The organism is Blautia sp. NSJ-175 (assembly GCF_022867815.1).
In the GTDB taxonomy this organism is placed as follows: Bacteria; Bacillota; Clostridia; order Lachnospirales; family Lachnospiraceae; genus Blautia; species Blautia celeris.
In genome coordinates this window covers 85,635-107,380 of record NZ_JALIFQ010000001.1, presented here as the reverse complement: position 1 = coordinate 107,380, position 21,746 = coordinate 85,635, and the positions used below count along the sequence as shown (strand labels likewise).

Annotated in this window: 25 protein-coding genes; 3 read left to right on the top strand and 22 right to left on the bottom strand. The window is 47.8% G+C overall.

Features of this window, described 5'->3' with window-relative positions; translation table 11 throughout:
• Window positions 1-6: 6 nt before the first annotated feature.
• From MUB35_RS00545 to MUB35_RS00520, 6 genes are all read right to left on the bottom strand, one after another.
• Complete coding sequence (locus tag MUB35_RS00545) at window positions 7-390, bottom strand: DUF6483 family protein (RefSeq protein ID WP_054350465.1); 384 nt, start codon at window positions 388-390, stop codon at window positions 7-9.
• Window positions 391-405: 15 nt separating this feature from the next.
• The gene (locus MUB35_RS00540; RefSeq protein WP_054350464.1) at window positions 406-678 is read right to left on the bottom strand and encodes a DUF6171 family protein; all 273 of its coding nucleotides are present in this window, start codon (window positions 676-678) and stop codon (window positions 406-408) included.
• 66 nt (window positions 679-744) lie between these two features.
• Window positions 745-2,175, bottom strand: a complete 1,431-nt coding sequence (gene glnA, locus MUB35_RS00535) for a type I glutamate--ammonia ligase (protein ID WP_186970971.1) — start codon at window positions 2,173-2,175, stop codon at window positions 745-747.
• Window positions 2,176-2,369: 194 nt separating this feature from the next.
• On the bottom strand, window positions 2,370-3,977 hold the full coding sequence (locus tag MUB35_RS00530; RefSeq protein ID WP_033142065.1) for an MBL fold metallo-hydrolase RNA specificity domain-containing protein: 1,608 nt from the start codon (window positions 3,975-3,977) through the stop codon (window positions 2,370-2,372).
• 128 nt (window positions 3,978-4,105) lie between these two features.
• Window positions 4,106-4,606 carry a DUF6147 family protein gene (locus MUB35_RS00525; RefSeq protein WP_207727850.1) on the bottom strand — a complete coding sequence of 167 codons (501 nt, stop codon included), beginning with the start codon at window positions 4,604-4,606 and terminating at the stop codon, window positions 4,106-4,108.
• A gap of 22 nt (window positions 4,607-4,628) precedes the next feature.
• Window positions 4,629-5,582 carry a DUF4367 domain-containing protein gene (locus MUB35_RS00520; RefSeq protein WP_186970972.1) on the bottom strand — a complete coding sequence of 318 codons (954 nt, stop codon included), beginning with the start codon at window positions 5,580-5,582 and terminating at the stop codon, window positions 4,629-4,631.
• Window positions 5,583-5,679: 97 nt separating this feature from the next.
• Here MUB35_RS00520 and MUB35_RS00515 point away from each other — a divergent pair, with 97 nt between their 5' ends.
• Window positions 5,680-6,747, top strand: a complete 1,068-nt coding sequence (locus tag MUB35_RS00515; protein ID WP_054350461.1) for an undecaprenyldiphospho-muramoylpentapeptide beta-N-acetylglucosaminyltransferase — start codon at window positions 5,680-5,682, stop codon at window positions 6,745-6,747.
• 1 nt (window position 6,748) lies between these two features.
• Here MUB35_RS00515 and MUB35_RS00510 read toward each other — a convergent pair whose 3' ends face one another.
• On the bottom strand, window positions 6,749-7,306 hold the full coding sequence (locus MUB35_RS00510) for an RNA polymerase sigma factor (RefSeq protein ID WP_033142068.1): 558 nt from the start codon (window positions 7,304-7,306) through the stop codon (window positions 6,749-6,751).
• 20 nt (window positions 7,307-7,326) lie between these two features.
• Window positions 7,327-7,734 (bottom strand): HIT family protein, encoded by a 408-nt coding sequence (locus tag MUB35_RS00505; RefSeq protein ID WP_033142069.1) that lies wholly within the window; start codon window positions 7,732-7,734, stop codon window positions 7,327-7,329.
• 160 nt (window positions 7,735-7,894) lie between these two features.
• Between MUB35_RS00505 and MUB35_RS00500 the strand changes: the two genes are divergently transcribed.
• Window positions 7,895-8,620 carry a sensor histidine kinase gene (locus tag MUB35_RS00500; RefSeq protein WP_103732468.1) on the top strand — a complete coding sequence of 242 codons (726 nt, stop codon included), beginning with the start codon at window positions 7,895-7,897 and terminating at the stop codon, window positions 8,618-8,620.
• Between the two features lie 25 nt (window positions 8,621-8,645).
• On the opposite strand, the gene MUB35_RS00495 is transcribed toward MUB35_RS00500, so the two are convergent.
• The 12 genes from MUB35_RS00495 to MUB35_RS00440 all read right to left on the bottom strand — a co-directional run bounded on the left by MUB35_RS00495 (window position 8,646) and on the right by MUB35_RS00440 (window position 18,909).
• Window positions 8,646-9,236: a rhomboid family intramembrane serine protease gene (locus tag MUB35_RS00495; RefSeq protein WP_054350755.1), complete on the bottom strand. Its 591-nt coding sequence runs from the start codon at window positions 9,234-9,236 to the stop codon at window positions 8,646-8,648.
• A 220-nt stretch (window positions 9,237-9,456) separates the two neighbouring features.
• Entirely contained in the window at window positions 9,457-10,830 is a 1,374-nt protein-coding gene (locus MUB35_RS00490; RefSeq protein WP_186970973.1) for a DUF6382 domain-containing protein, read from the bottom strand.
• A 61-nt stretch (window positions 10,831-10,891) separates the two neighbouring features.
• The gene (locus tag MUB35_RS00485) at window positions 10,892-11,317 is read right to left on the bottom strand and encodes a hypothetical protein (protein ID WP_186970974.1); all 426 of its coding nucleotides are present in this window, start codon (window positions 11,315-11,317) and stop codon (window positions 10,892-10,894) included.
• Between the two features lie 12 nt (window positions 11,318-11,329).
• Window positions 11,330-11,770, bottom strand: coding sequence for a hypothetical protein (locus MUB35_RS00480; protein WP_186970975.1), 441 nt, complete (start codon window positions 11,768-11,770; stop codon window positions 11,330-11,332).
• Entirely contained in the window at window positions 11,771-12,616 is an 846-nt protein-coding gene (locus MUB35_RS00475; RefSeq protein WP_186970976.1) for a hypothetical protein, read from the bottom strand. It lies immediately after the preceding gene.
• A 24-nt stretch (window positions 12,617-12,640) separates the two neighbouring features.
• Window positions 12,641-14,047, bottom strand: a complete 1,407-nt coding sequence (locus MUB35_RS00470) for a DUF5702 domain-containing protein (RefSeq protein WP_186970977.1) — start codon at window positions 14,045-14,047, stop codon at window positions 12,641-12,643.
• A 10-nt stretch (window positions 14,048-14,057) separates the two neighbouring features.
• A complete protein-coding gene (locus MUB35_RS00465; RefSeq protein WP_033142075.1) occupies window positions 14,058-14,225 on the bottom strand; it encodes a Flp1 family type IVb pilin in 168 nt (55 codons plus the stop codon).
• A gap of 41 nt (window positions 14,226-14,266) precedes the next feature.
• The gene (locus tag MUB35_RS00460; RefSeq protein WP_186970978.1) at window positions 14,267-15,502 is read right to left on the bottom strand and encodes a type II secretion system F family protein; all 1,236 of its coding nucleotides are present in this window, start codon (window positions 15,500-15,502) and stop codon (window positions 14,267-14,269) included.
• On the bottom strand, window positions 15,492-16,229 hold the full coding sequence (locus MUB35_RS00455) for a type II secretion system F family protein (protein ID WP_052099551.1): 738 nt from the start codon (window positions 16,227-16,229) through the stop codon (window positions 15,492-15,494). Before MUB35_RS00455 ends, MUB35_RS00460 begins: the two co-directional genes overlap by 11 nt.
• On the bottom strand, window positions 16,219-17,412 hold the full coding sequence (locus MUB35_RS00450; RefSeq protein WP_244805675.1) for a CpaF family protein: 1,194 nt from the start codon (window positions 17,410-17,412) through the stop codon (window positions 16,219-16,221). Before MUB35_RS00450 ends, MUB35_RS00455 begins: the two co-directional genes overlap by 11 nt.
• Complete coding sequence (locus MUB35_RS00445) at window positions 17,396-18,403, bottom strand: hypothetical protein (protein ID WP_186970980.1); 1,008 nt, start codon at window positions 18,401-18,403, stop codon at window positions 17,396-17,398. The genes MUB35_RS00450 and MUB35_RS00445 overlap by 17 nt, the downstream gene beginning before the upstream one ends.
• Window positions 18,400-18,909, bottom strand: coding sequence for a prepilin peptidase (locus tag MUB35_RS00440; RefSeq protein ID WP_186970981.1), 510 nt, complete (start codon window positions 18,907-18,909; stop codon window positions 18,400-18,402). Before MUB35_RS00440 ends, MUB35_RS00445 begins: the two co-directional genes overlap by 4 nt.
• A 265-nt stretch (window positions 18,910-19,174) precedes the next feature.
• Between MUB35_RS00440 and MUB35_RS00435 the strand changes: the two genes are divergently transcribed.
• A complete protein-coding gene (locus MUB35_RS00435) occupies window positions 19,175-19,789 on the top strand; it encodes a GDSL-type esterase/lipase family protein (RefSeq protein ID WP_033142712.1) in 615 nt (204 codons plus the stop codon).
• Window positions 19,790-19,884: 95 nt separating this feature from the next.
• Here the strand turns inward: MUB35_RS00435 and ybaK are convergent, their stop codons facing one another.
• A complete protein-coding gene (gene ybaK, locus MUB35_RS00430; protein WP_054350442.1) occupies window positions 19,885-20,379 on the bottom strand; it encodes a Cys-tRNA(Pro) deacylase in 495 nt (164 codons plus the stop codon).
• 13 nt (window positions 20,380-20,392) lie between these two features.
• Window positions 20,393-21,736: an MATE family efflux transporter gene (locus MUB35_RS00425; protein ID WP_054350441.1), complete on the bottom strand. Its 1,344-nt coding sequence runs from the start codon at window positions 21,734-21,736 to the stop codon at window positions 20,393-20,395.
• Window positions 21,737-21,746 lie beyond the last annotated feature (10 nt).

Below are 21,746 nucleotides of genomic sequence, written 5' to 3'. Positions count from 1 at the left end.
TCTGACTTATAATCCGTCAGACAGTCCGTCCAGTCCTTTGATGCCGTTTGCCTCAGCCAATGCCTCCACCCCGTCCAGGATTTCCTGGCGGCTGTAGCCGTTGGCTGACAGAAACTCATCTGTGTATTTGTTGATATGAAGATAAAAGCTCATGGCCATTTCCATGTATCTTTTGTCCGTCCGGTCCATATCCGTGAGAAGTATGTTTTCCGCCTCGTTGATCTTTCCCCTGTCTGCCATCTCAATAATGTCACGGTAGAGAAAATCCGTGTCGTCGGCTTTTTCCTCCTCCACTTCATATTCCGTAAATCTCTTTCCGAAAACAACACAGGCCAATGCTTTCACCATATCCTTTATCATTCTCATGACATAATCTTCTTCAAACTTCATGCTGGCTCCTCCTTCTCACCATTTCTTCGGAATCCCCGGACAACCGTTCTTCTTCATAACAGCGCGCATCTCCACAAAACAGCCGCAGACTCTGCACATTCCGCTTATTAAGTTATCACATTTTCTGCAGAAGGCAAGCCGCTCATCATAGAACTGTGAAGATACCTTCAGGTCTTCATCCAGATTATCTATGTATCTGCGCATGTCATCAAAATACTGTCCTTCATCCATGTCCTGAAGAAGGCATTTTCTGCAGAAGCGCCTGGGCTGGTTACCCGTGTTCTCCATGCTGTACCTCCGTCTCCTTTATCACAGGCGGGATTTTAACGGGATCCCGCCTGTGATGCTGTCTATTTACAGATCATAATAATATTTAAATTCTGAGGGGCTTGGAATCTGCTCGATCTCCTGCAGCTCCTTCCTCTTCCTTTCCAGCCAGATATCAATGAGACGCTGAGGGAAGACACCGCCTGCTGTCAGGTAATCGTGGTCATTCTCCAGAGCGTCCAGGGCCTCTCCCATGGAACGGGGCAGACTCTGTATCTTCTTCTGCTCCTCAGGGGACAGGGAATACAGGTTGCAGTCAAAAGGTCCCCATCCGTGCTCACGGGGGTCTATCTTATTCCTGATTCCGTCCAGTCCTGCCATGAGGATGGCGGAATAGGCATAATACGGATTTGCTGTGGCATCCGGGTTGCGCAGTTCAAACCTCTTGGCCTCCGGTTTCTTGGCATAAGCCGGAATACGGATGACAGCACTTCTGTTCGATGTTGCATATCCGATGGTCACAGGCGCTTCATAACCGGGTACGAGGCGTTTGAAAGAGTTGGTAGAGGGGTTGGTAAACGCGCACAGGGACGCAATATGTCTGAGCAGACCGCCGATAAAATAGTGCGCTGTATCACTCAGTCCTGAATATCCGTCTTTGTCGTAGAAAATGGGTGTCCCGTCCTTCATGAGCAGCATATGCACGTGCATACCGTTTCCGGCCTCTTTGTAAATGGGTTTCGGCATGAAGGTAACGGTTCTGCCTTCTGCGGCTGCTGCATTTTTCAGAACATATTTTACGATCATGGTCTTATCTGCCATATCCACCATATCGCCCAGCTCTACCTCAATCTCCATCTGGCCCGGGCCGCCCACCTCATGGTGATGATATTTTACCTTTACGCCCCAGTCCTCAAGAAGCATACACATTTTACTTCTGAGATTATATCCCACATCCTGGGGAGCTGCCGCGTGGTAGCCACCCTGATACGGAACCTGATAGCCGCTGTTCTGTCCGTTGTCTATGCCGCTGTTCCACTCCGCCTGCCTGGTGTCAATACTGTAACTGCACTTCTGTGGTGTCACATTATAACTCACATGGTCCAGCAGATAAAATTCAAACTCCGGCCCAATCACCATACGGTCAGCAATCTGCTCTTCCTTCATGTATTCCACTGCTTTGAGGGCCACATTCCTGGGATACTGGTCAAAAGGCCGATTCTCATCCTCCCCTATGGTGCAGACATTTCCGCACATAGTCAGTGTGGGAATCTCGGCAAATGGGTCCACTGTGGCAGTATCCGGGTCCGGAATAAATACCATATCACTTTTTTCTATAGGAGCATAACCGTAATTAGAACCGTCAAAACCGATTCCATAGACGAAAATGTCATCATCAAAACGTTCCACCGGAATTGTCACATGACGCCAGCGTCCGTTTAAATCCGTCATTTTAAAGTCTATCATACGGATCTGCTTTTCCTCACACAGTTTTCTCACGTCTTCACTTGTTTTCATTTTAAATCCCCCATTCTTTTTGTAAAATAGTTTGTAACTATTCAGCAGGTCTGCGCATTTACTGCGCTGACCGTAAGAACACGTTCAGCAGCCAGGCAAAAATCCCATCGCCGAAGGCGATTCTGCATGGATTTTTGCTCGTAACTGTGAGGGTACTGAACAGTTACAATAGTTTTATCGCCGCTTCCCGGCAGTCAGCGGTCCCACTTATCACACATGGAATTGATCTGATCTGCAAACTTCGCCAGGTCCTTATTTGCGCCGCCCTCATTATGACGGATAACCGTCATTAACCGCTGTCCTGCTGCAAGAAGTCTTGCATAAACACCGGAAGCCTTGCGGGCTTTTGCCTTCTCCTTGGCGTGTTTGATGACAATTCCAACCGTTTCCTTCTCAAATTCATTCGCCAGCATATCAAATTCTGTGCCGCTGAAGGGCGCCATGGCATCGTATCCCAGCTCATTTTTCAGTCTTTCCGCAAACAGATCGCATACCTGGTCATCCCCGTGTGTCACGAAGACACGCTTTGGCTTCTCCTTGAAGGAGGACGCCCAGCGCATCAGCCCCGCGTCATCCGCATGGCCGCTGATTCCCGGAAGCTTCACGATATCGGCACAGACATGGATTTCCTCACCGAACAGCCTCACATCCGTGGCCCCCTCCAGCAGCGCGCGTCCCAGCGTGCCGACTGCCTGGTATCCCACAAATACAATGGTGGATTCGCGCCTCCAGAGATTATGTTTCAGATGATGCTTGATACGTCCCGCGTCACACATGCCGCTGGCTGACAGGATGACCTTATGGCTGTCATCCATATTGATGGCTCTTGATTCGTCACTGGTTATGGAGAGTTTCAGCCCCGGAAATGCAATGGGGTTGATACCTTTCTCGATAAGCGCCATAGCCTCCTCGTCGTAGCAGTCTGTATAATGCTCCTTAAAAATATTGGTAGCCTGGACAGCCAGGGGGCTATCCACATAGACATCAAAATACGGGTATTCCGGAAGCATATTCTCCTCTTTGATTCGTCTGAGGAAATACAGCATCTCCTGAGTTCTGCCCACAGCAAAGGAAGGCACCACCACGTTTCCGTTCTTGTCAAAGGTTCTTTTCAGAATTTTCACCAATTCCCTGGCGTAGTCCGGCCGTTCGCCGTGACTCCTGTCCCCATAGGTGGATTCCATGACCACGTAATCCGCACTGTCCAGATATTCCGGATCCTTTATAAGCGGCTGGTCCAGGTTGCCGATGTCTCCGGAGAACACGATTTTCTTCTCCACGCCCTCCTCTGTTATCCAAATCTCAATACTTGAGGACCCCAGAAGATGCCCGGCATCCACAAATCTTACCTGTATACCGTCTGCAATCTGGATTTTTCTGCTGTATTCACACCCCACAAACTGTTTGATCACATTCAGAGCATCCTCCATGGTATACGCCGGTACAAAATCAGGCTGTCCGTTTCTCTGTCCCTTGCGATTACGCCACTCAGCCTCAAACATCTGAATATGCGCACTGTCACGAAGCATGATGTCACACAAGTCGCAGGTAGCATTTGTCGCATAAATAGGTCCCCGGAATCCTTTTGCATAAGCCAGCGGGAAATTGCCGGAATGGTCAATGTGAGCATGGGTCAGCAGTGCAAAATCCACCTCGGACAATGCCACCGGAATCTCCTGGTTTTCATACTGATCCGGCCCCTGCTCCATTCCACAGTCCACCAAAAACTTCTTCCCCGCCGCCTCCAGGAAATAACAACTTCCCGTAACCTCATGAGTCGCACCTATAAAAGTCAGTTTCATAAAAGAACCCCCTTTGCGGTTATATAAAAGTATGGTTACTTTCATTATACCGTAAAGGGGGGGAGTTTAATAGAACTTTTCAGATTATTTAATAAAATAATACTTCAGGATATCTCTAGAAACCAATATTATCCAATCCAAATGCCATCTGTTGTAGGTAATTTTGACTCCGTTGTACCACCTTTTTGTGCCACACATGCACCTTTTACCCTATAGTAGTATCCCTTCGAAACACTCACATTATAGCTTTTTGTTAATGTAGCTGAATTATAGGCAGTATCATCATACATTTCAACATTATACCATGCTCCACCAGAATATCTTTGCAAAGTTAATTTTACATTGATTTTATCACACGTAACGAAACAAGTTGCGGAGCCATATACATTAACTCTTCCATTTCCCAAATTAGTAATTTTAGCAATTCCCTGGTTTAAAATATTACCTCTTGTTAATGTCCCCTGTATATCTTCAGCACTGTCTTTATTTGTCAATTCTGAACCATCAACTATCTTCCCTAACTCATCTAGCCCTTCTGCACTAACACTTGCTGATGTCATACTAATAACCAACATACCAATTATAACCGGTTTAATAAATTTTTTTAATGCTTGAATAACTTTTTTCATTATTATACAATTCCCTTCTAAATTAATAAATCATATTTTCTATAATTTGTCTCATATCATTTTCTTGTATTTTTCCACTAATGCAAAAATAAGAGTTTTTATAGTCCCACTGCGCCAGATAAACTGGCATCTCATCTCCTTCCTCCTCAATTTTCCAAAGTTCAATTTTAGAGTTACACCATTCATTTGACAAATAATCAACCATTGTTCCCTGGTCATTGCGATAAATCCCACTAGATTCACTGTGATTTTCCAGTATTTGAAAATATAGATATTTATTTTGATATTTATATCTCATATATGCCGCATGTGCATCTTTATCTAAGTGGTATGTATCATATGTAGTTCCGTCAGGTAAGTAATAAAATGCTGGTACTTTAACATTTAAAAATGTCTCTATACTTTTCCTGTCTTCCTCCTCGTTGACACTACTCGGAATAGTATCACCTGTATTATTTAATTTTGTGTTAACATCATTTCCAAAAATTTCATCCATTTTCTGCATTACAAATGCTCTATTTGCTTGGCTACTCATTGATATTCCAAAAATACCGACAAGAGTGACTGCAATCATAGCCGCCCATTTCATTACAAAGCGTTTATGTTTAAAATAGAGTATACCTTTTTTAGCAGACATATTTTCTAACTTTTGGAAAGTTTCGTCTTCTGTTGTTACGTTTTCTTCTTTTACAATCTCTGAAAGTTCTATTTTCTCAACAATCTCATCTGCCTCGTCTTCAGTTGTCTCATCATCTTCGGCCAGGAGGCCCCTTTCCTTTGCTATTCCGACTATCTTTTGGAACAGTTCCTCGGAGGGCTCAAAATCATCTAAGTCCGGGTCGTTTTCTAACCCGTTTATCATCTCTGCGGTTTCATCAAGGACTCTTTGGCTGACCCATTCCTCAAACGCTTTGTCTTCCTGGCCTGCCGCAGACTTATGTGTTTTTTCAATTTGCTTTTCGTCCAATTTACTCATGAAACTCCTATCTTTCCTTGACTTTTCCTGACAAGTGTATCATATTATCTTATAGTATTTGTTTTTAACTATTATTTTGAATGAGCAGGAGGACACCATGAAACATATCGTACTTACCGGCGGCGGTACTGCCGGACACGTTACCCCCAATATTGCAATGATTCCCCGCCTAAAGGAACTTGGTTATACCATTTCTTACATCGGTTCCTATGAAGGAATCGAAAAAAAACTGATAGAAGAAATGGGCATCCCTTACTATGGGATTGCATCCGGTAAATTAAGACGCTATTTTGATGTCAAAAACTTTACTGACCCATTCAAAGTTATGAAAGGCTTTGCGGAAGCTAAAAAACTTATGAAGCAGTTAAAACCCGATGTTGTCTTTTCCAAAGGCGGTTTTGTTACCGTGCCTGTGGTGATCGCGGCGAGCAGGAGGAAAATTCCCACTTTTATCCACGAATCTGACATGACACCCGGTCTGGCTAATAAAATATCCATTCCTTTTGCCACAAAAGTGTGCTGCAACTTTCCTGAGACCGTGTCTGAACTGCCAGCCGACAAGGCTGTGCTGACCGGAACTCCTATACGGCAGGAACTGCTGGAAGGAAGCCCCGAAAGGGCTCTGGAATTTACCGGTTTTACAAAAGACAAACCGGTTATTATGATCATTGGAGGAAGTCTTGGCGCTGCAGCCGTTAATGATGCCGTCCGTGCAGTCCTTCCTGAACTGCTTAAAACTTTCCAGGTGATCCATCTGTGCGGCAAAGGAAAACTGGACGAATCATTAAAAAACACAAAAGGCTATGTACAGTATGAATATATCAAAAAGGAGCTTGCCGATCTGTTTGCCCTTGCGGATGTTGTCATTTCAAGAGCCGGCGCCAATGCCATCTGTGAACTGAGTGCATTGAAAAAGCCCAATCTCCTGATTCCGCTCTCTGCCCGTGCAAGCCGCGGTGACCAGATACTGAATGCCCGTTCTTTTGAACGTATGGGCTACAGTGTAGTTCTGGAAGAGGAAGAGATCACAAATGAAAAACTCCTTGAGACCATTCACTCCCTCTATAAAAACCGCGCCTCTTATGCGGATGCCATGTCAAAAAGCAAGCTGACAGATTCTATTGAAGAAATCGTCCGGCTTTTTGAACAGGCCGTGAACAAATAAATCATAGTGATTCATATTCTGACTGAAATCTCTGCTTCAGCCATTCCATCATCCTGTGTCTCTTGGTACGCACATTTCCTATGGTGATACCAAGAGCGCAGGCAATCTCTTCATCGTTTTCTCCCATGACATGTGTTCTTACCATAATCTCATACCAGTCCGTATTCTTTGCTTTTAAAGAATTCAGAATCGTACCGGTAAATTCTTTGTGCACCATCATCTGCGCCATATCATCATTATAAAATCCGGTGCGCTTTCCTCCGCTGTCACTCCTTTGTGCCATTTTATCCGTATCTTCTTTTTCGGCACGGTCAGCCGTAACTACTTCATGTACCTGATAGGCTTTCTTGCAAAAGTCAATTGCCTTTCTTCTTGCACAGACTGTAAGCCACTCCGCATAACGTGTTTTATCCACAGTGTCCACCTTTTCCAGAAACTTTAGAAATGTTTCCTGGCAGATATCCTGTGAAAGGTCTGCATCAAATAAAACGCAGTATGCCGCTTTCATAACTAAACGATAATATTGACGAAAGATTTCACGAAATTTTTCTTCTGTCATCTCAACCCTTTTCCTGAAGTCTAATCCATTGAAAACTTCTCAAGGATTTCCTGCTTATCCTCCTCTGTTAATTCGCCCGGCGTCCATGTAATCCCAGCATTGTCCCCAACGCTGCGCGGAATCAGATGGATATGGAAATGAAAAACAGTCTGGCCCGCTGCTTCCCCGTTGTTCTGCACAACATTGTAACCATCGCAGCCGAGAACATCCCTCATTCTGGTGATTATTTTCTTTGCAAGCACCATCGCTTTACCTGCCAGTTCATCCGGAATTTCATAGAGATTGGCATAGTGCTGTTTCGGCAGAACTAAAGCATGTCCTTTGTTTGCTGGTCCCAGATCCAGTATGACCCGGAAGTCCTCATCCTCATAGAGCGTTGCAGACGGAATCTCGCCGTTTGCAATCTTACAAAAAATACAATCCGACATATTTATTTCTCCTTTCTGTGCTGCTTTTGCCGGCTCATTTCGACGGCATTCTGTCATTAGTTTGTCGTTTTTTGGCGCTTTTTAGGTTATGAAATTATTTGATATTTGGCAGTAACAGTGCTACACTATCAACGTAAAGAAAGAACAGGGGGGACACCTAATGACGATACAATCCGGCACTGACCAGAGCACCAGGATGCCCGAAACTGCTGATTATAAGATGCTTTATCAGCAATTAAAAATGAAGCATCAGTTTATGCTTTCCCAGGTTTCTCATGAAATAAGAAATCCTGTCACTTTGATTAACAGCTTTATGCAGCTACTGGAAGGACGGCATCCTGAACTTATACAGGATAACTACTGGCAAAAAATCATGGAGAATATGGATTTTCTAAAATCACTTCTCAATGAATTATCCGCCTTCAATAACTCTGAAAAACTGAATCTGCAGAATTCCAACATATATAATACATTCTGCGAAGTAATTGAATCTGTGACCCCGGCTTTGAATGAACGGCATATCACTATAGATTTGCAGAAACTATCTCCAATACCCGTTATAAAAGCTGACGGTATTAAACTTCGTCAACTTTTTCTCAACCTGATAAGAAACGCGTCAGACGCGATTGAAACAGAAGGACATATTTACTGCGCCATACAGTCAGACGGCGAATCCATCATCTTCACGGTATCGGATACCGGTAACGGTATTCCTTCTGAATATCAGGACGACCTGTTTGAGCCGTTTATCACGCATAAACAGGAAGGTACCGGTCTCGGTCTGCCTATCTGCAGGCGCATCGTCAGCGCTCACAAAGGCACTATTTCCTTCAAATCAAAATCCGGTGAAGGTACCACATTCAAAGTAGTTCTTCCCATCAGCTAATCACACAAAAATGTGCTGCCTTTCACTATGAAGGCAGCCTTTTCTTTCCGTGATAAAGAATGATCCCAAGAGCAAATCCACATAAAAGCCCGCCAAAGTGAGCTGCATTATCTACTCCTGCACTTGTAAATCCGTGATAAAGTGTAAGCGCAGCCAGGAATACCAACTGCCTTGTTGTAAAGTTCCCCAGTCTTCCTCTATTTCTCATCACCACATAAATCAGTGCTCCAATCACGGCAAACACCGCTCCGGAAGCACCTGCGGAGACTACCGCCTCCCCTCCTCTTATCTCTGTGTAATAAGAAATATAGCTGGCACCGATTCCGCCAATCAGATAAATAAGAAGATAGCGTATTCTGCCAACTTCCCTTTCCAGGCTGTCACCGAGAAATGCAAGCACCAACATATTATTCCCCAGATGAGCCAGTCCGAAATGAAGAAACATACAGGTGAAAAGCCGGTAATATTCATGCCCTTGTTCTATGAAGGGTGTATACGCAGCTCCCCAGTTTATAAGATGCCTGCTGTCCAGTGATGACCCTGTTATTTCAGTCAACAGAAACACCAGAACATTGACCGCTATCATGATCGTGTTCATCAAAACACTCTTCCGCATCCTTAAAAACCGTCTGAAATCGGATTCCGGCCTCTGGTTCCAGTAACTGTAATCCACCATGCACTACCTGCCTTTTTCTTCTTATCTGATATAGTTCTCAGCCCTGCGATAACCACAAACCACTCATCACTCCCTGCCTGCAGGACATAGCTTCATTATAAGCTCTTTCCCAGGTTAACGCAACCATATACTTCCAATTGTGCAGTTTAAAATAAGCCATTCAGGCCCTCTTATTCTGAAAATTAAGATACTGTAACTCCGTTCCCGCAATACTTATCTTGTCACCATTATGCAGCAAATATTCCTGCTCCGGTTCCAGGATTCTGTCATTTAAAAGGGTACCGTTCTTTGAATTTAAATCCGATATAAAAAAATCATTTTCTTCTCTGCGTATTCTGCCATGTATCCTGCTTACCGCAGGATGTCTCAGACATATATCCGCCGCTGCTGTTAGCTTTCCAATGATCTCAATCTCTTTATCAAGCACAAACCGCTTTTGATTTCCCTCCTCCTCCCAGAGCAAACACGCATTTTCATCATTTCGTTTCCCCGCTGAGAGAAGAATCGTCGGTCCGCAGGACTCAAAATCGTCCGGCTTTATATCCTTCTCTTTTTTGCCGTTATCTTCCTGTTTTTCCGTATTCCTCTCCTCTTCTCTTTCATATTCGGTATCCCGCTCCCATCCCCATGCTTCTAACCGGTCCAACTCATGCTTCTGCTTCTTTTTCTCTTCCCTTTTGTTCTTCAGCCGGAACATAACGAAAGCCACAGCGGCAGCCGATGCCGCCACTGCTATTCCTATGCAGACCTGCAGCGCATTGGCAATCTCATAATGAAGAAGCAGATAGACACATATGGCTGCTGCCGTCAGTGTAAAAATACACCCCACGGCATTTAAAAGCGGATGTTTTTCCTCCACGTCTTCCTCCTCCTCAAAAAAGGCATCCAGAGCCTGTTTTCTCTTCTCCTCTGTCATCACCGGCTCTCCACTGAACTCCTGCTCTGCGCACACCCTTTTCTCCCTGTACTCCTCTTCTTTTACAGATTCCCGGGATACTTTCCTAAGTTCTCTGCGGATCTCATCTGCTCCCGTTCCGGTCTCCACACTCTCCCGGTATACTCCATATCCCAGAACAACGGCACCTGCATCCTTATGGTCTATTTTCGGAAGGATGTATTCTGTAAGCTCTAATATGCCGCTCTGTTCCTGATTCCGTTCTGCAGGAAAGCAGCAAAAATAAAGGTGCTGCCGTTCTGTATCCATATAAATATATTTGGGATTGAACAGTATTGTTCCTACATCCAGCAGGTATTCCTCCAATCCCTCCATTATGTTCGCGGCGGCCCGGAATATCTGTTCCAAATCCCCCCTTCCGAACTTCTTCGCCTCATACATCACAAAGATGCTTTGTCTGGATGTCACCTCATAATAAAACAGGGGTTCTCCGTCTATATAACGCACAGAGAGGGGAAGCAGTCCCGGCGGCTGGTTATGAAGAAGCATTTTTATCTCATATCCCTGCGGATTTACTGTACCGCCTGCCTTCAGTACCAGATAGCTGTGATTCATCTCTCTTCTGTACTCTGCCTGCATTTTCTTTCCCCCTTTTCCCGGAACAACCGTACTTTTTTCTGTTTCATCCGGAACTCGCCGCTTAATCCATCAGTTCTTCCTTCCATTTTCTCACACTTCTCACCTTCCCGATAAAGGACACCGGGCGGATCACTTTACTTTTTGCATTGCCCTGTATATGCCACTGCAGACCTGCAAAAGGATATTTCACATATTCCTCATAATTGACTGTAATCTCCCTTTTGCTGCCGTTTACAGAATAATTTCCGTTTTCACCTGCAAGCCGTTCCTGGGCAGTTTCCAACCCGTCTCCCTGCCTGCGCACAGCCTCCGTGCTGCCTGCCACAGCCGCCTCATATGCCTTTGCTGTGTATACTCCTCTTTTTATGGTTCCTGTCAGCAACAGCAGAACCGCAAACACTGTCAGCATCCAAACACCGCTGATGCAGGCCGCTTCCAGCGTATAACTCCCCCTGCATACGAATTTTTTTCTGTCTTTTCTATCCATATCTCTCCTGTATCATCCTGTGATAATGCTAAACATCATCCCGGCAAATAAAAAGGGAATAAACGGTATCTCATACTTCCTGTCTTTTTTCTTCACTGCCAGTAAGAATCCGGCAGCCATAACAGCCGTTAAAAACGCGCCCGACAGTACACTTAAAACCTGCCAGAAGCCCAGATAGATTCCAAGCACCAATACAATGATTCCATCTGCGCTGCCCACAGCCCAGCCGGATAGTTTCCCACAGAGCAAAAGAGAGATACCGGGCAGACTGCCCAGCATAACATCCCGTGACACATCCCACAGTTCCCCCGGAACTTCTTTTATTTTTAAGGCTGTACAGATAAGGCTGCCCGCAAAAAATAAAAGAATCTTCCGGATAGAAACCGTTTTCCCTCTCGAATCTTCCCACCCCATAAATGCAAGAAAAATACCTGCTGTTATCTTTTCTGTCATCTAATCCCCCTGTTTTTGTCCGCAGCGTGAACAGAGATTTCTGTTGTCCGCCTCGGATTTTTTCATGAACCGCACATGGCGGGAAAGGCCGCCGCATGCGCTGTCACTGTGGTAACGGTTCCCCTTGTCTGTAATGTATACAAACCCATCCTTCTCATGTCCTCTCATACACTTTTCACAGGGGTAGTATTTATCCCCATACTCGTTTCTTCCCTGTACTGCACTCTGCATCCCCACGTGCTTTACCGCCAGTTTTATATGGGTACAGTCCGCTGATGTGTGATATACACTTTCATAGTCTGTCACATATACCATCTCCCCGCCGGGACTGTCATCCGTATTGCCGTATTTGTTCCCGTTATATCCCAGCCAGGCCTGTGCGGCGGCGGCAGCTTCTATCTTCACCGGAAAAACCGGAAAGAGCGACACAGGGCTTTTGTACAGATAATTTGCTTTCAATGTTACGATGCCATCCCTGTATGATGACCCCAGCAGTGTAATCCCTGCCTGTTTTCCCACAATTCCCGTGAGGTTCTCGCCTTTTACTCTCTTCTGAACCTCCGCTGAAGCATAAACAATACATGCCGCGTCTGTCACGGCACCAACCGGTGATCTGCTCTCCCCGTCTATGCTGTAGGCATACATCCCCAGCTCCTTGGCACTCTGACTCAGAGAAGATACCAGAATTGTCTGTATCCGGAAAATATCTATCATACTGACCAGCATCACCATTGCCAGAAAGTAGAGGGGGAGCACTGCCGCGCTTTCCAGTGTCAGACTGCCTTTTTGCTGAAGAGAGTACCAATCCTTTCTATTACATCTTTGTCTGTCTTTTACATCGGGCATCTGCTCCCCTCCCTTTTCTGCTTTTTACATATCGTATCCGTAGTTTCTGACTGCTGTCCATTGGTTTCCCGATGGGCTTAAAAAACGGGTTTCCATCTCCAGACATTCCATGCAGGAGTCTATACGGAAGTTTTCTTTTCCGGGTTTGAGCCGTATATTCTGCTCTATCATATCCATGCAGCGGAATGCCAGTCTGTGTCCCGAGGATGCAAACAACAGTATCTGCAGGTAATCGTTATAATCCAGCCCGGAAGTATTCTTTGCCTGTCCCTCCTGCAGCATGGTAAATATCTGTCCGATATTGGAAAGCTCCAACTGCCAGCCTGCACCGGTCTTAACCAGGGGGACTTTTCCGCCTGCCATGAGCTGACGTACATCCAGAAGACTTTCTCCGTAAGCCCATCCCAGAAGCAGCAGTTTTTCCACAACGAAAGCACCCTCCGGTATCAGCAGCGCAGTACACAGGGACGCAGCCAGCGCACCGGACTGTGCCCGCTTCTCCGGGTCTGTATAGAGGTACGCCGCATTCGCTGCCTCCCGTAGCAGTAAAATCCTGTTTACCGTCTTCTTCAGGTTCTCCCTGTCGCTGCCTCTGCCTCCCACAATGTACTCCACCTGGTAGTCAAGGGCTCCCGGATTTCCCGGTTCCCTGTAGGTTCCAAGCTTATTCATGGCATACGCCTGAAGGAAAAGTTTATCAGCTCCCCCGGATTCCCGGCCTTTTATATCTCCCATGCCTTTCTGCAGATTTCGGTTTGAAGTGAAAACGGAAACATCTGCTTCCTTTTCGGAAATCACTGCATCATCCGGAAGAACCAGACCCAGAATCCCCATGGACCGTATTCGTTTGATGATTTCCAGGGGATTATTTTCCGGGGTGATCTGCGGCGCATCCGTATTCTCCTGTGCGGTTTCCTCCGGTGTCTGCGCCTCAGGCATAGGAGGCGCACCGGCATCCTTTTGCGCCTGCTGCTGTTCTATCACCTCTTTGGTATTGCCTAAATACTCCTTCAGGCGTTTGACAGCAGCTGTGCCCAGATGTTCCCTGACAGCTTCTGCCGCCTGCGCACAGAATGCCTCCCCCGCATTATCTGTGGCCAGTCTGTATCCTGTAATGGAACAGCTCTCCTGCCTGCTTCCCCGGATGCCCCTTTTTAAAGTAAGAGCCATGGAGTTTTCCATCTGCTGTACCATATGGTATGCATCAATGGCTCCTCTGCCGTAACCGCTGTCCAGAAAAAATAAATCGTACTCCTCCAGAAGATCCCTCTCATACTCGGAGAATACAGAATACAGTCCCGTATCTGCCGCATTCACGGCCTGTACCCGGGCATACTGTTCTCTGCAGAGCTCTATGCCTGCCGCCACGATTCCAAGCATGACAGAGAGCATCATACACATGGCAATGGTCATACTTCCCTTTTGTCTCATAACAACCTCTCTAAATACTGTTGCTCTGGCTTGTGATCTTGGACAGAATACTCTGTATCAGACTGGTAAGCTGCTTTTTAAAGATGATGACAAGCCCTATAAGAACCACTAACACGAGCACAATTTCAATCACCGTGATCCCTGATTCATCCTCATAAAACTCCCTGAATACCTTCATATTTATCACCTCCTTTCCACATATTTTCACTCTGTTATGCTCTAGTAAAAGCTTAAAAAAGCGGGAATCATAACCAGTGCCATCACCAGCGCAAGCTGTATGAACATAGGCCCCAAAAGCTTTGCAGACGCCTGTTCACCGCATATTTTCGCCTTTCGTTTCCGCTCCTCTATAGCGGCTGCAGACTCCCGCTCAAGAAGTGCCAGAACTCCCCGGTTTCCCTTCTTCAGATTCTGGACAAGAAGCACGGAAAGGACCTTATATTCCGGTGAATCACAGCGGTTTCCAAACCGTTCATATGCCTGAACCTCTGCCATTCCGCCCTCCATTTCGCGGTAGGTTTCCACCAGTTCTTCATACGCCGGACGCCTCTTTCTGCCGTATATTCTGCAGGTATTTATATAGTCTTTTGCGATCTTCTCCATGGCACTGTGCACGGTCAGACCGGCCTGCAGAAACAGCAGTATTCTGCTCACGATATCGGGGTAATCTGCCTGCATTTCGGCCTTTTTCTTTCTCTCATTTTCCTTTTCTTTTTCTCTGTACAGCGGCAGGATCAGCAGGCCCAGCAAGGTGCCGAACAAGGATATGAGCAATCCGTTTCCGCTCTGTTCTTTCCGAAAAATGACCTTGGTTCCATCCACTTCTTTTGGGAGTTTTACCTTATCCCCGGAGGCCGGATTCTGCGCATCCACTGCCCTCTGTATCTCCCTTTCCAGTTTTATCTTATGGGATACCAGCTCCGGGTAAACGGTGACTTCTTTCTCCCACCGCCCCTCTGCCTCCCCCAGACTCAGGTCGCAGGTAAGCTTCACGCCGGTGCCTCCTTCTGCAGCATTTTCCCCTATCTTCCCTTCCCAATCCAATATCTCAGGCGCGTCTGTGCTCCAGGACAGATTTACCGGGAAATCAGGGCTGCGGTCCGGCAGATAAAGCGGATGCTGCACTTTGTTCAGGCTCTTGTTTTCTCCCCGAATCAGAGCGTCCATCTCCTCTTTTACCTGCTCAATGATTTCTTCTGCCTCTTCCTCTCCATACTCCTTTTCGCGGACCTGTACTGTGATATCCTGGTTTCCCTTCTCTGACTTTACAGTCAGCTTCTCCTCATAATCCCCCTGACCGAATTCACGCCGTTCCAGATACTCCGTGTTTTCCCTGTCACCTGACCTCTTTTCCAGGATGTACAGGGTAAGTCCGGCGGCGTTTGCAAGAAGGACCATGGCGATTCCGGCAGCCAGGACCTTTCTCTCTCCGGAAAAGATTTTTTCAGACTTCAATCTCCACAATCCTCCTGCCCCAGATAAATGCGGCTGCGTAGCAGCCAAGACAAATCGTCATGATACAGACCCCTGCCGCATTGTGATACAGGACATCCATAAATCCTGGCGATGTCAGGCGCATATAGAGGATGATTCCCACAGGCATGAAACTCATCATGTTCTGCTCCATTTTCCTTGCGGCCAGCATGGCGTCAATCTCTTTTTTCACGTCAATCTTGTCCTCCATGATACTGACACAGTTCTGTATAGTCTCCCGCATATTGCCGCCCATGCGTTTGGATTGTGCCAGGATTTCGGAAAAGCTGCGGATATCTTCTACCTGGCTTCTGCTCCCCAAATCATAAAACAGCTTCTCCACGGGAACACTGACACGCATCTGCGCTGCCATGTACGCCATCTCTCTTGAGATCTCCCTGTCGGGACCGTATATGCGGTTCATGTCCTTTCCCGCCTCCAGAACCGCGTTTTCCAGTGAATAACCCGCTGAGATACCGGCTCCCAGAGCGTTGAGTGCATCCCTGAACTGATGGTGAAGCCTCCTGCGCCGCAGCATCAGAAGCTGGCGTTTCCTCTGCCTGATATACCAGAAAGGAATGGGCAGCATGAATAAAAAGGTGATAAGGCTCTGGTAGCAGAGCGCATCTATCACCACACAGATAAGTACGCTCTCCCCCAGATATCTGGCCCATTCCAGAATTGTCAGTTTGTAGTGTTCATAGTCCATCTTCAAGTATGATCCCCGCCCTTTCTAATTTTTCCCTGTGTTTCAGCTTCCCTTTCTGCACCAGGCCCTGATCCTCCTCATACAGAAACAGGGGGTGCAGCAGCACTTCATCCTCATTCATCCCGTCTACCTCGCAGATTTCCAGCAGCCTGCGGCTCTTATCCCTGAGCCTGCCAAGGTGGACAAACAGATCAAACCCCGCCGCGATCTGCCTCCTGACAGCCGGAAGCGGAAGATTGATTCCCATGAGAACCAATGTCTCCAGCCTTGTGACCATATCGCGGCAGCTATTGGCGTGGATGGTTGACATGCTGCCCTCAGCCCCCACATTGACAGCCTGCAGCAGTTCCTCCGCGTCGCTTCTCACCTCGCCCACAATGATCCTGTCAGGCCGCATTCTGAGTGCGGTCTTGAGAAGGTCTGCCATGGAAATCTCCTGCGACTCTTCAATGTTGGCTGCCCTGCACTCCAGCCTGACCAGATTGGGAATCCCCTGTATCTGCAGCTCCGCGTTGTCCTCAATGGTTATGATCCTCTCATCCCCGGGAATGAAGGCGGACAGTGCATTCAGCATAGTTGTCTTCCCTGCCCCGGTTCCCCCTCCGATGAGGATCGTGTACTTGGCCTGCACCAGAGGGATCAGCAGCCTAAGTGCCTCCTCGGTCACACTTCCCAGGGACAGCAGCCGCTCCATAGTGACAGGCTCCTCCGGAAACTGGCGGATGGTGAGGATCGGGCCGTTCAGCGCCGCGGGTGCTATGACCGCATTGACCCTGGAACCGTTCTCCAGTCTGGCATCCACAATAGGGTGCAGGGTATTGATGACCCGGTTGCACCTTCCGGCGATCTGCTGTATCACAACATCCAGTTTTTCCGGGGATGTAAAATGTTTCCCCCAGGGGGAGAGCTTTCCCTCCCGCTCCACAAAAATGTGCTGCCAGCCATTCACCATGATCTCCGTAACACCGGGATCCTCCAATAGCTCCTGCAGGACATCCAGTTTCCGGACGGAGCAGAACAGTTCCTGCCGCAGTGCGCTTTTCTGCCCAAGGTTCAGGCCCAGCATTCTTCCCTCCTCCATGATCAGGCTGTCAATAAGCTCCATCACCTCTTCATCCGTGCTCTCCCACATGCTGTCCAGCCTTTCCATCAGACGGCTCCTAAGCTCAGAAAATGCCTCCATCCTGCACCTGCTTTCTCACATAATCTCCGAATCTTCCGGAGGTAAGGCACTCCGGCCACGGCATCTCCCCTTCCCCGTCCACCGGCGGCAGGAAGACCCTCTTTGTCTTTTCCAGTACATCCTCTCTTCCCGCAGTTTTCAGCCATGTCTCATACTGGGCAAGCTTCGCCGCGGAAATCCGGTCCTGCAGAACAGGCATATAGATCCTGCTGCATTCATCCAGCAGCCCTGACGCCCGGCTGACCCCTGTGCCAAAATCAAGGAGAAGCACCTGATATGTGCTGTAAAGTCTCAGCTCCTCGAACAGGACCTGCCACTCTTCCTGTGTCACCTGTTCCACATCCTCCGGGATGGTGACCGGAGGAACATAGTGCATACCCCCGGCCTCCCGCACCATTGCGGCAAGCTGTACTGCGGGCTGGCCTTTCTTCTGCCTTATGCAGTAAAATAAATCTCCCAGGTTCCGCTCAAAGCTGCAGGAAAGCAGGTCCTCAAAACCGGAGTAGGCTTCAAGGTTCAGAAAGAGAACAGAATACCGTACTGCCAGTATCTGGCCCAGCGCAAGCGCATAAGAAGTTTTGCCCGTCCGGCCCAGAGGGGAATAGACTCCCAGAATGTGCATCTTCCTTCCCGGAGAAGCCCCGCTTTCCTCTGACCGTACTTCCTCCCCATAGAGGGCTGTTACCTCCTGCATGATTCTTTTGCAGGACTGGTACTTTGACACAGCGGGCAGCTCTTCCGGCGCTGTGCCGTTCTCCTCGTCCAAAATCACAAGCCTGCCCACAGGCAGCTCCCTGATCTCAGGGCACATGGTCCCCTCCGCAACCAGCAGCAGCTCCACAGAATGCTGCCTGGCATAGCTGCAGACCTTATCCGCCCCGGTAAAAGCAATAAACTCAAAGGGATAGTGCCCCTTACTCTCCAGCCATGCGGTGAAGCTGCAGGCATAAGACGCCTCCTCATCGCAGACTGCCAATATCTTCTTTCTCAACAAAAACCTCCCGCATACAGCATGATTCCCAAGAGTATCGGCACGGTAAAGTGCAGATTCTCCGCCTGCGCGCCCTGCCTCCTGTATGGTACAGGGCAATGCTTCTCTTTACAAACTTTCAGATAGTGGAAAAAATAAGAAAAACGCTCCTGCAGATTCCCGCAGGAAATAAGAAATGCCAAAGATAAAACAGCGCCCAGAATAAAGGCACAGAACATCCCTTTCAGGATACCGCAGCTTCCCAGGATTCCGCCCATGACAGCCATAAGCTTGATGTCACCCGCCCCCATCATACGGAAGCAGAACAGCGGAAACAGCAGAACCAGAGGCAGGAATACCCCGCCCAGATAAAATGGGATTCCGCCTGCGCCGTGCAGCAGCCCCTGGCATACTGCGCCTGCCGCAAGCCCCAGAACGATCCATCTGTTCGGCACTTTTTCCAGGAATAAATCCGTGCAGACTGCCCCGGCGGAAAAAAACAGTGCCATACCTGTCTCTAAAGACATAAAAACACCTCTCTTCACTATTTACTTTTGTGATCAACGTGGAATCCATCTGCCGAACGGCTGATTAAAACAGAAAAGCTAACGACTTAGCTTGAAAATGATTATATACTTCCCGGCACCTCTTGTCCATAGAAAAAATAACCAAAACGTCTTTTTGGCAACCCTTCACAAAATTACTATTTGCAATAACGGTCATTTTCAGTTAAAATAGTATATTATACAATCAGATGGCCTGAAAATGGTTATATGCCGAAGGAGAATCGCTATGGGTATCATTGTATTTTTAGGAGACAGCATTACCGATGCCGGCAGAATGACATCTGACAATCCTCTGGGAGACGGATATGTCAGCGAGTTCGCGGCCTATATTACAGGAACTGACCCCAACTGGCGGGTTTTGAATAAGGGTGTGGACGGCAATATCACAGAACGAATTGCCGGTGTACTGCAGAGGGACTGCATTTCCTACCACCCGGATTATGTAAGCATCCTGGTAGGGATCAATGATGTGGGCCTTATTGTACAGGCTGATGTCTCAGAGCAGGAGAAGCTCTATATGCTGGAGGACAGTATCCGGGCTTACCACGAAATGCTGTTTGATCTGTCCAGAGAGACCACAGCAGCAGTTATCACACTGGAACCGTTTATTTTTCCGAAACAGGGAAAATACGATGACTGGGTTCCCTGGCAGCACAAAATGTCCAAAAATATCCGCAAGCTTGCCAGAAATTACAGTGCGCATTTCATCCCGCTGCAGAAGCCTCTGGAACAGGAAATCGAGAAGCACGGTTACGACGCCATCACCACAGACGGCATCCACCTGACCGTCCTCGGACAGAAGATTCTGGCGGAAATCGTCAGAAATGCTTTTAAATTGTAAGCGTTGCTCCTTTGCTCAAATGCAAAAGAACTGTCGCGGAATGTTGAAACCCCATCCATACAGGTGCTTCAATATTCCGCAACAGTTCTATTTTTTTACTCTTTTACCGTAAACGCGGCAAACTCCGCCCCGGCTGCCCGGGCCAAATCCACCGGGTTTACCTTTATGGTGGAGCCGATCCTTCCGCCGCTCACATAGATCTCACTGTATTTCTCTGCACTCTCCTGGATGATGGTCTTATACTTCTTTTTCATGCCAAGGGGGCTGCATCCGCCCCTAACATATCCCGTCACTGCTGTGATGTCTTTTACATGGATCATCTCAATGGACTTTTCTCCCAGCACTCTGGCCGCTGCTTTTAAGTCCACTTCCTCCGCGATGGGGATGACCAGTACATAGTATTCCTTACTTTTCCCCTGCGCCACCAGGGTTTTAAAGGACTGCTCCACGGGGGCGCCGGTCTTCTCTGCCGTGTGCAGACCGTCTATGAACTCGTCGCACTCGTAGGTGATGGTCTCATAGGAAATTTTATTCTTATCCAGGATTCTCATGGCATTTGTCTTCACTTCTTTGTCCTTGTTTTTTGCCATTTTGACTGCCCTCCTAAACTTTTAGTTTCTTCATGAACCTTTTAAATAGAACCACTGCGGCCGCGGCTGCAATGAGCTCTGCCAGCGGAAAGGTCACCCATACGCCGTATATGCCCCATATTCTGCAGAACAGAGCAGACAGCGGCACAATGATCACAAGCTGCCTCAGCATGGATATGAGAAGAGAATGGAGGCCCTGTCCCAGCGCTTCAAAAGAACCGGAGAGCACGCATCCCACTGTGGACACCACAAAACCAAGGCTGATGATCCGCAGCATGGGAACCCCCAGCCGCATCATCTCATCCCCGGCGTCAAACAGCTTCATGATCCACCCGGGGCAGGCCAGAAAAAGTACGGTTCCCAGAAGCATAATGGCCCCTGCCACCTGCAGGCTGCTTTTCAGTGTCTCCATCATCCTCTTTCTGCTGCCCGCGCCGTAGTTATAACTCATAATGGGGCGCATTCCCTGCACAACGCCGTTGGCCGGCATGTACACAAAGGACTGGATCTTAATGTAAAGCCCAAACGCAGCGATGGCTGTCCCCGAAAATGCCGCCAGTATGCAGTTCAGCGCCCCCACAAGCAGGGAAGGCATGGAGATCATAATGGCAGAGGGAATACCAACCATATATATCTTCTTTACAATCTCCCGGTCAAAATGAAAGCCGTGAAAGTCCAGTTTTACCTGGGTGCATTTCTTCAGATAGCAGACCATGGCGATGATTCCGGCCGTGATCTGTGCCGTGACAGTGGCAACAGCCGCCCCCTTCACGCCCATGGCGGGGAATCCCAGCAGGCCGAAGATCATAATCGGGTCCAGGATAATATTTAACACTGCACCGATGGCCTGAAAGAACATGGGAAATACCATATTTCCCACGGACTGGAAGATCTTCTCCGCAAAGAGATGATACATGCTTCCGAAAGAAAAGCAGAGCACAATGCCTGCATACTCACAGCTCATCTTATAAATCCGGGCATTGTCAGTGAACATTCCTATAAAAGGTTTGACCAATAAAAGGCCAATCAGTATAAAAAGAACACTGTGCACGCCTGTCAGCACAATGCCGTGGGCTGCGGTGGCCTCCGTCTCCTCCACGTTCTTCGCCCCAAGCGACCTGGCAACGCAGGCGTTCAGGCCGATGCCAAAGCCCACGGATACTGCCAGGATCAGATTCTGAAGGGGATAGGCCAGGGAGACTGCCGTCAGAGCATCCTCGCTGACCCTTGCCACATACATGCTGTCTACAATATTGTAAAGCGCCTGGATCATCATGGATACCATGGGCGGTATGGACATGGAAACGAGAAGAGGGAGGACCTTTTTCGTTCCCATGATATTTTCTGTCTGTTTCATATTTTAGTCA

What these genes read in the sequence shown, in the direction of transcription:
- MUB35_RS00545 (WP_054350465.1), bottom strand. Translation starts at nt 390, where the DNA reads ATGAAGTTTGAAGAAGATTATGTCATGAGAATGATAAAGGATATGGTG.
- MUB35_RS00540 (WP_054350464.1), bottom strand. Translation starts at nt 678, where the DNA reads ATGGAGAACACGGGTAACCAGCCCAGGCGCTTCTGCAGAAAATGCCTT.
- glnA (WP_186970971.1), bottom strand. Translation starts at nt 2,175, where the DNA reads ATGAAAACAAGTGAAGACGTGAGAAAACTGTGTGAGGAAAAGCAGATC.
- MUB35_RS00530 (WP_033142065.1), bottom strand. Translation starts at nt 3,977, where the DNA reads ATGAAACTGACTTTTATAGGTGCGACTCATGAGGTTACGGGAAGTTGT.
- MUB35_RS00525 (WP_207727850.1), bottom strand. Translation starts at nt 4,606, where the DNA reads ATGAAAAAAGTTATTCAAGCATTAAAAAAATTTATTAAACCGGTTATA.
- MUB35_RS00520 (WP_186970972.1), bottom strand. Translation starts at nt 5,582, where the DNA reads ATGAGTAAATTGGACGAAAAGCAAATTGAAAAAACACATAAGTCTGCG.
- MUB35_RS00515 (WP_054350461.1), top strand. Translation starts at nt 5,680, where the DNA reads ATGAAACATATCGTACTTACCGGCGGCGGTACTGCCGGACACGTTACC.
- MUB35_RS00510 (WP_033142068.1), bottom strand. Translation starts at nt 7,306, where the DNA reads ATGACAGAAGAAAAATTTCGTGAAATCTTTCGTCAATATTATCGTTTA.
- MUB35_RS00505 (WP_033142069.1), bottom strand. Translation starts at nt 7,734, where the DNA reads ATGTCGGATTGTATTTTTTGTAAGATTGCAAACGGCGAGATTCCGTCT.
- MUB35_RS00500 (WP_103732468.1), top strand. Translation starts at nt 7,895, where the DNA reads ATGACGATACAATCCGGCACTGACCAGAGCACCAGGATGCCCGAAACT.
- MUB35_RS00495 (WP_054350755.1), bottom strand. Translation starts at nt 9,236, where the DNA reads ATGCGGAAGAGTGTTTTGATGAACACGATCATGATAGCGGTCAATGTT.
- MUB35_RS00490 (WP_186970973.1), bottom strand. Translation starts at nt 10,830, where the DNA reads ATGCAGGCAGAGTACAGAAGAGAGATGAATCACAGCTATCTGGTACTG.
- MUB35_RS00485 (WP_186970974.1), bottom strand. Translation starts at nt 11,317, where the DNA reads ATGGATAGAAAAGACAGAAAAAAATTCGTATGCAGGGGGAGTTATACG.
- MUB35_RS00480 (WP_186970975.1), bottom strand. Translation starts at nt 11,770, where the DNA reads ATGACAGAAAAGATAACAGCAGGTATTTTTCTTGCATTTATGGGGTGG.
- MUB35_RS00475 (WP_186970976.1), bottom strand. Translation starts at nt 12,616, where the DNA reads ATGCCCGATGTAAAAGACAGACAAAGATGTAATAGAAAGGATTGGTAC.
- MUB35_RS00470 (WP_186970977.1), bottom strand. Translation starts at nt 14,047, where the DNA reads ATGAGACAAAAGGGAAGTATGACCATTGCCATGTGTATGATGCTCTCT.
- MUB35_RS00465 (WP_033142075.1), bottom strand. Translation starts at nt 14,225, where the DNA reads ATGAAGGTATTCAGGGAGTTTTATGAGGATGAATCAGGGATCACGGTG.
- MUB35_RS00455 (WP_052099551.1), bottom strand. Translation starts at nt 16,229, where the DNA reads ATGGACTATGAACACTACAAACTGACAATTCTGGAATGGGCCAGATAT.
- MUB35_RS00450 (WP_244805675.1), bottom strand. Translation starts at nt 17,412, where the DNA reads ATGGAGGCATTTTCTGAGCTTAGGAGCCGTCTGATGGAAAGGCTGGAC.
- MUB35_RS00440 (WP_186970981.1), bottom strand. Translation starts at nt 18,909, where the DNA reads ATGTCTTTAGAGACAGGTATGGCACTGTTTTTTTCCGCCGGGGCAGTC.
- MUB35_RS00435 (WP_033142712.1), top strand. Translation starts at nt 19,175, where the DNA reads ATGGGTATCATTGTATTTTTAGGAGACAGCATTACCGATGCCGGCAGA.
- ybaK (WP_054350442.1), bottom strand. Translation starts at nt 20,379, where the DNA reads ATGGCAAAAAACAAGGACAAAGAAGTGAAGACAAATGCCATGAGAATC.
- MUB35_RS00425 (WP_054350441.1), bottom strand. Translation starts at nt 21,736, where the DNA reads ATGAAACAGACAGAAAATATCATGGGAACGAAAAAGGTCCTCCCTCTT.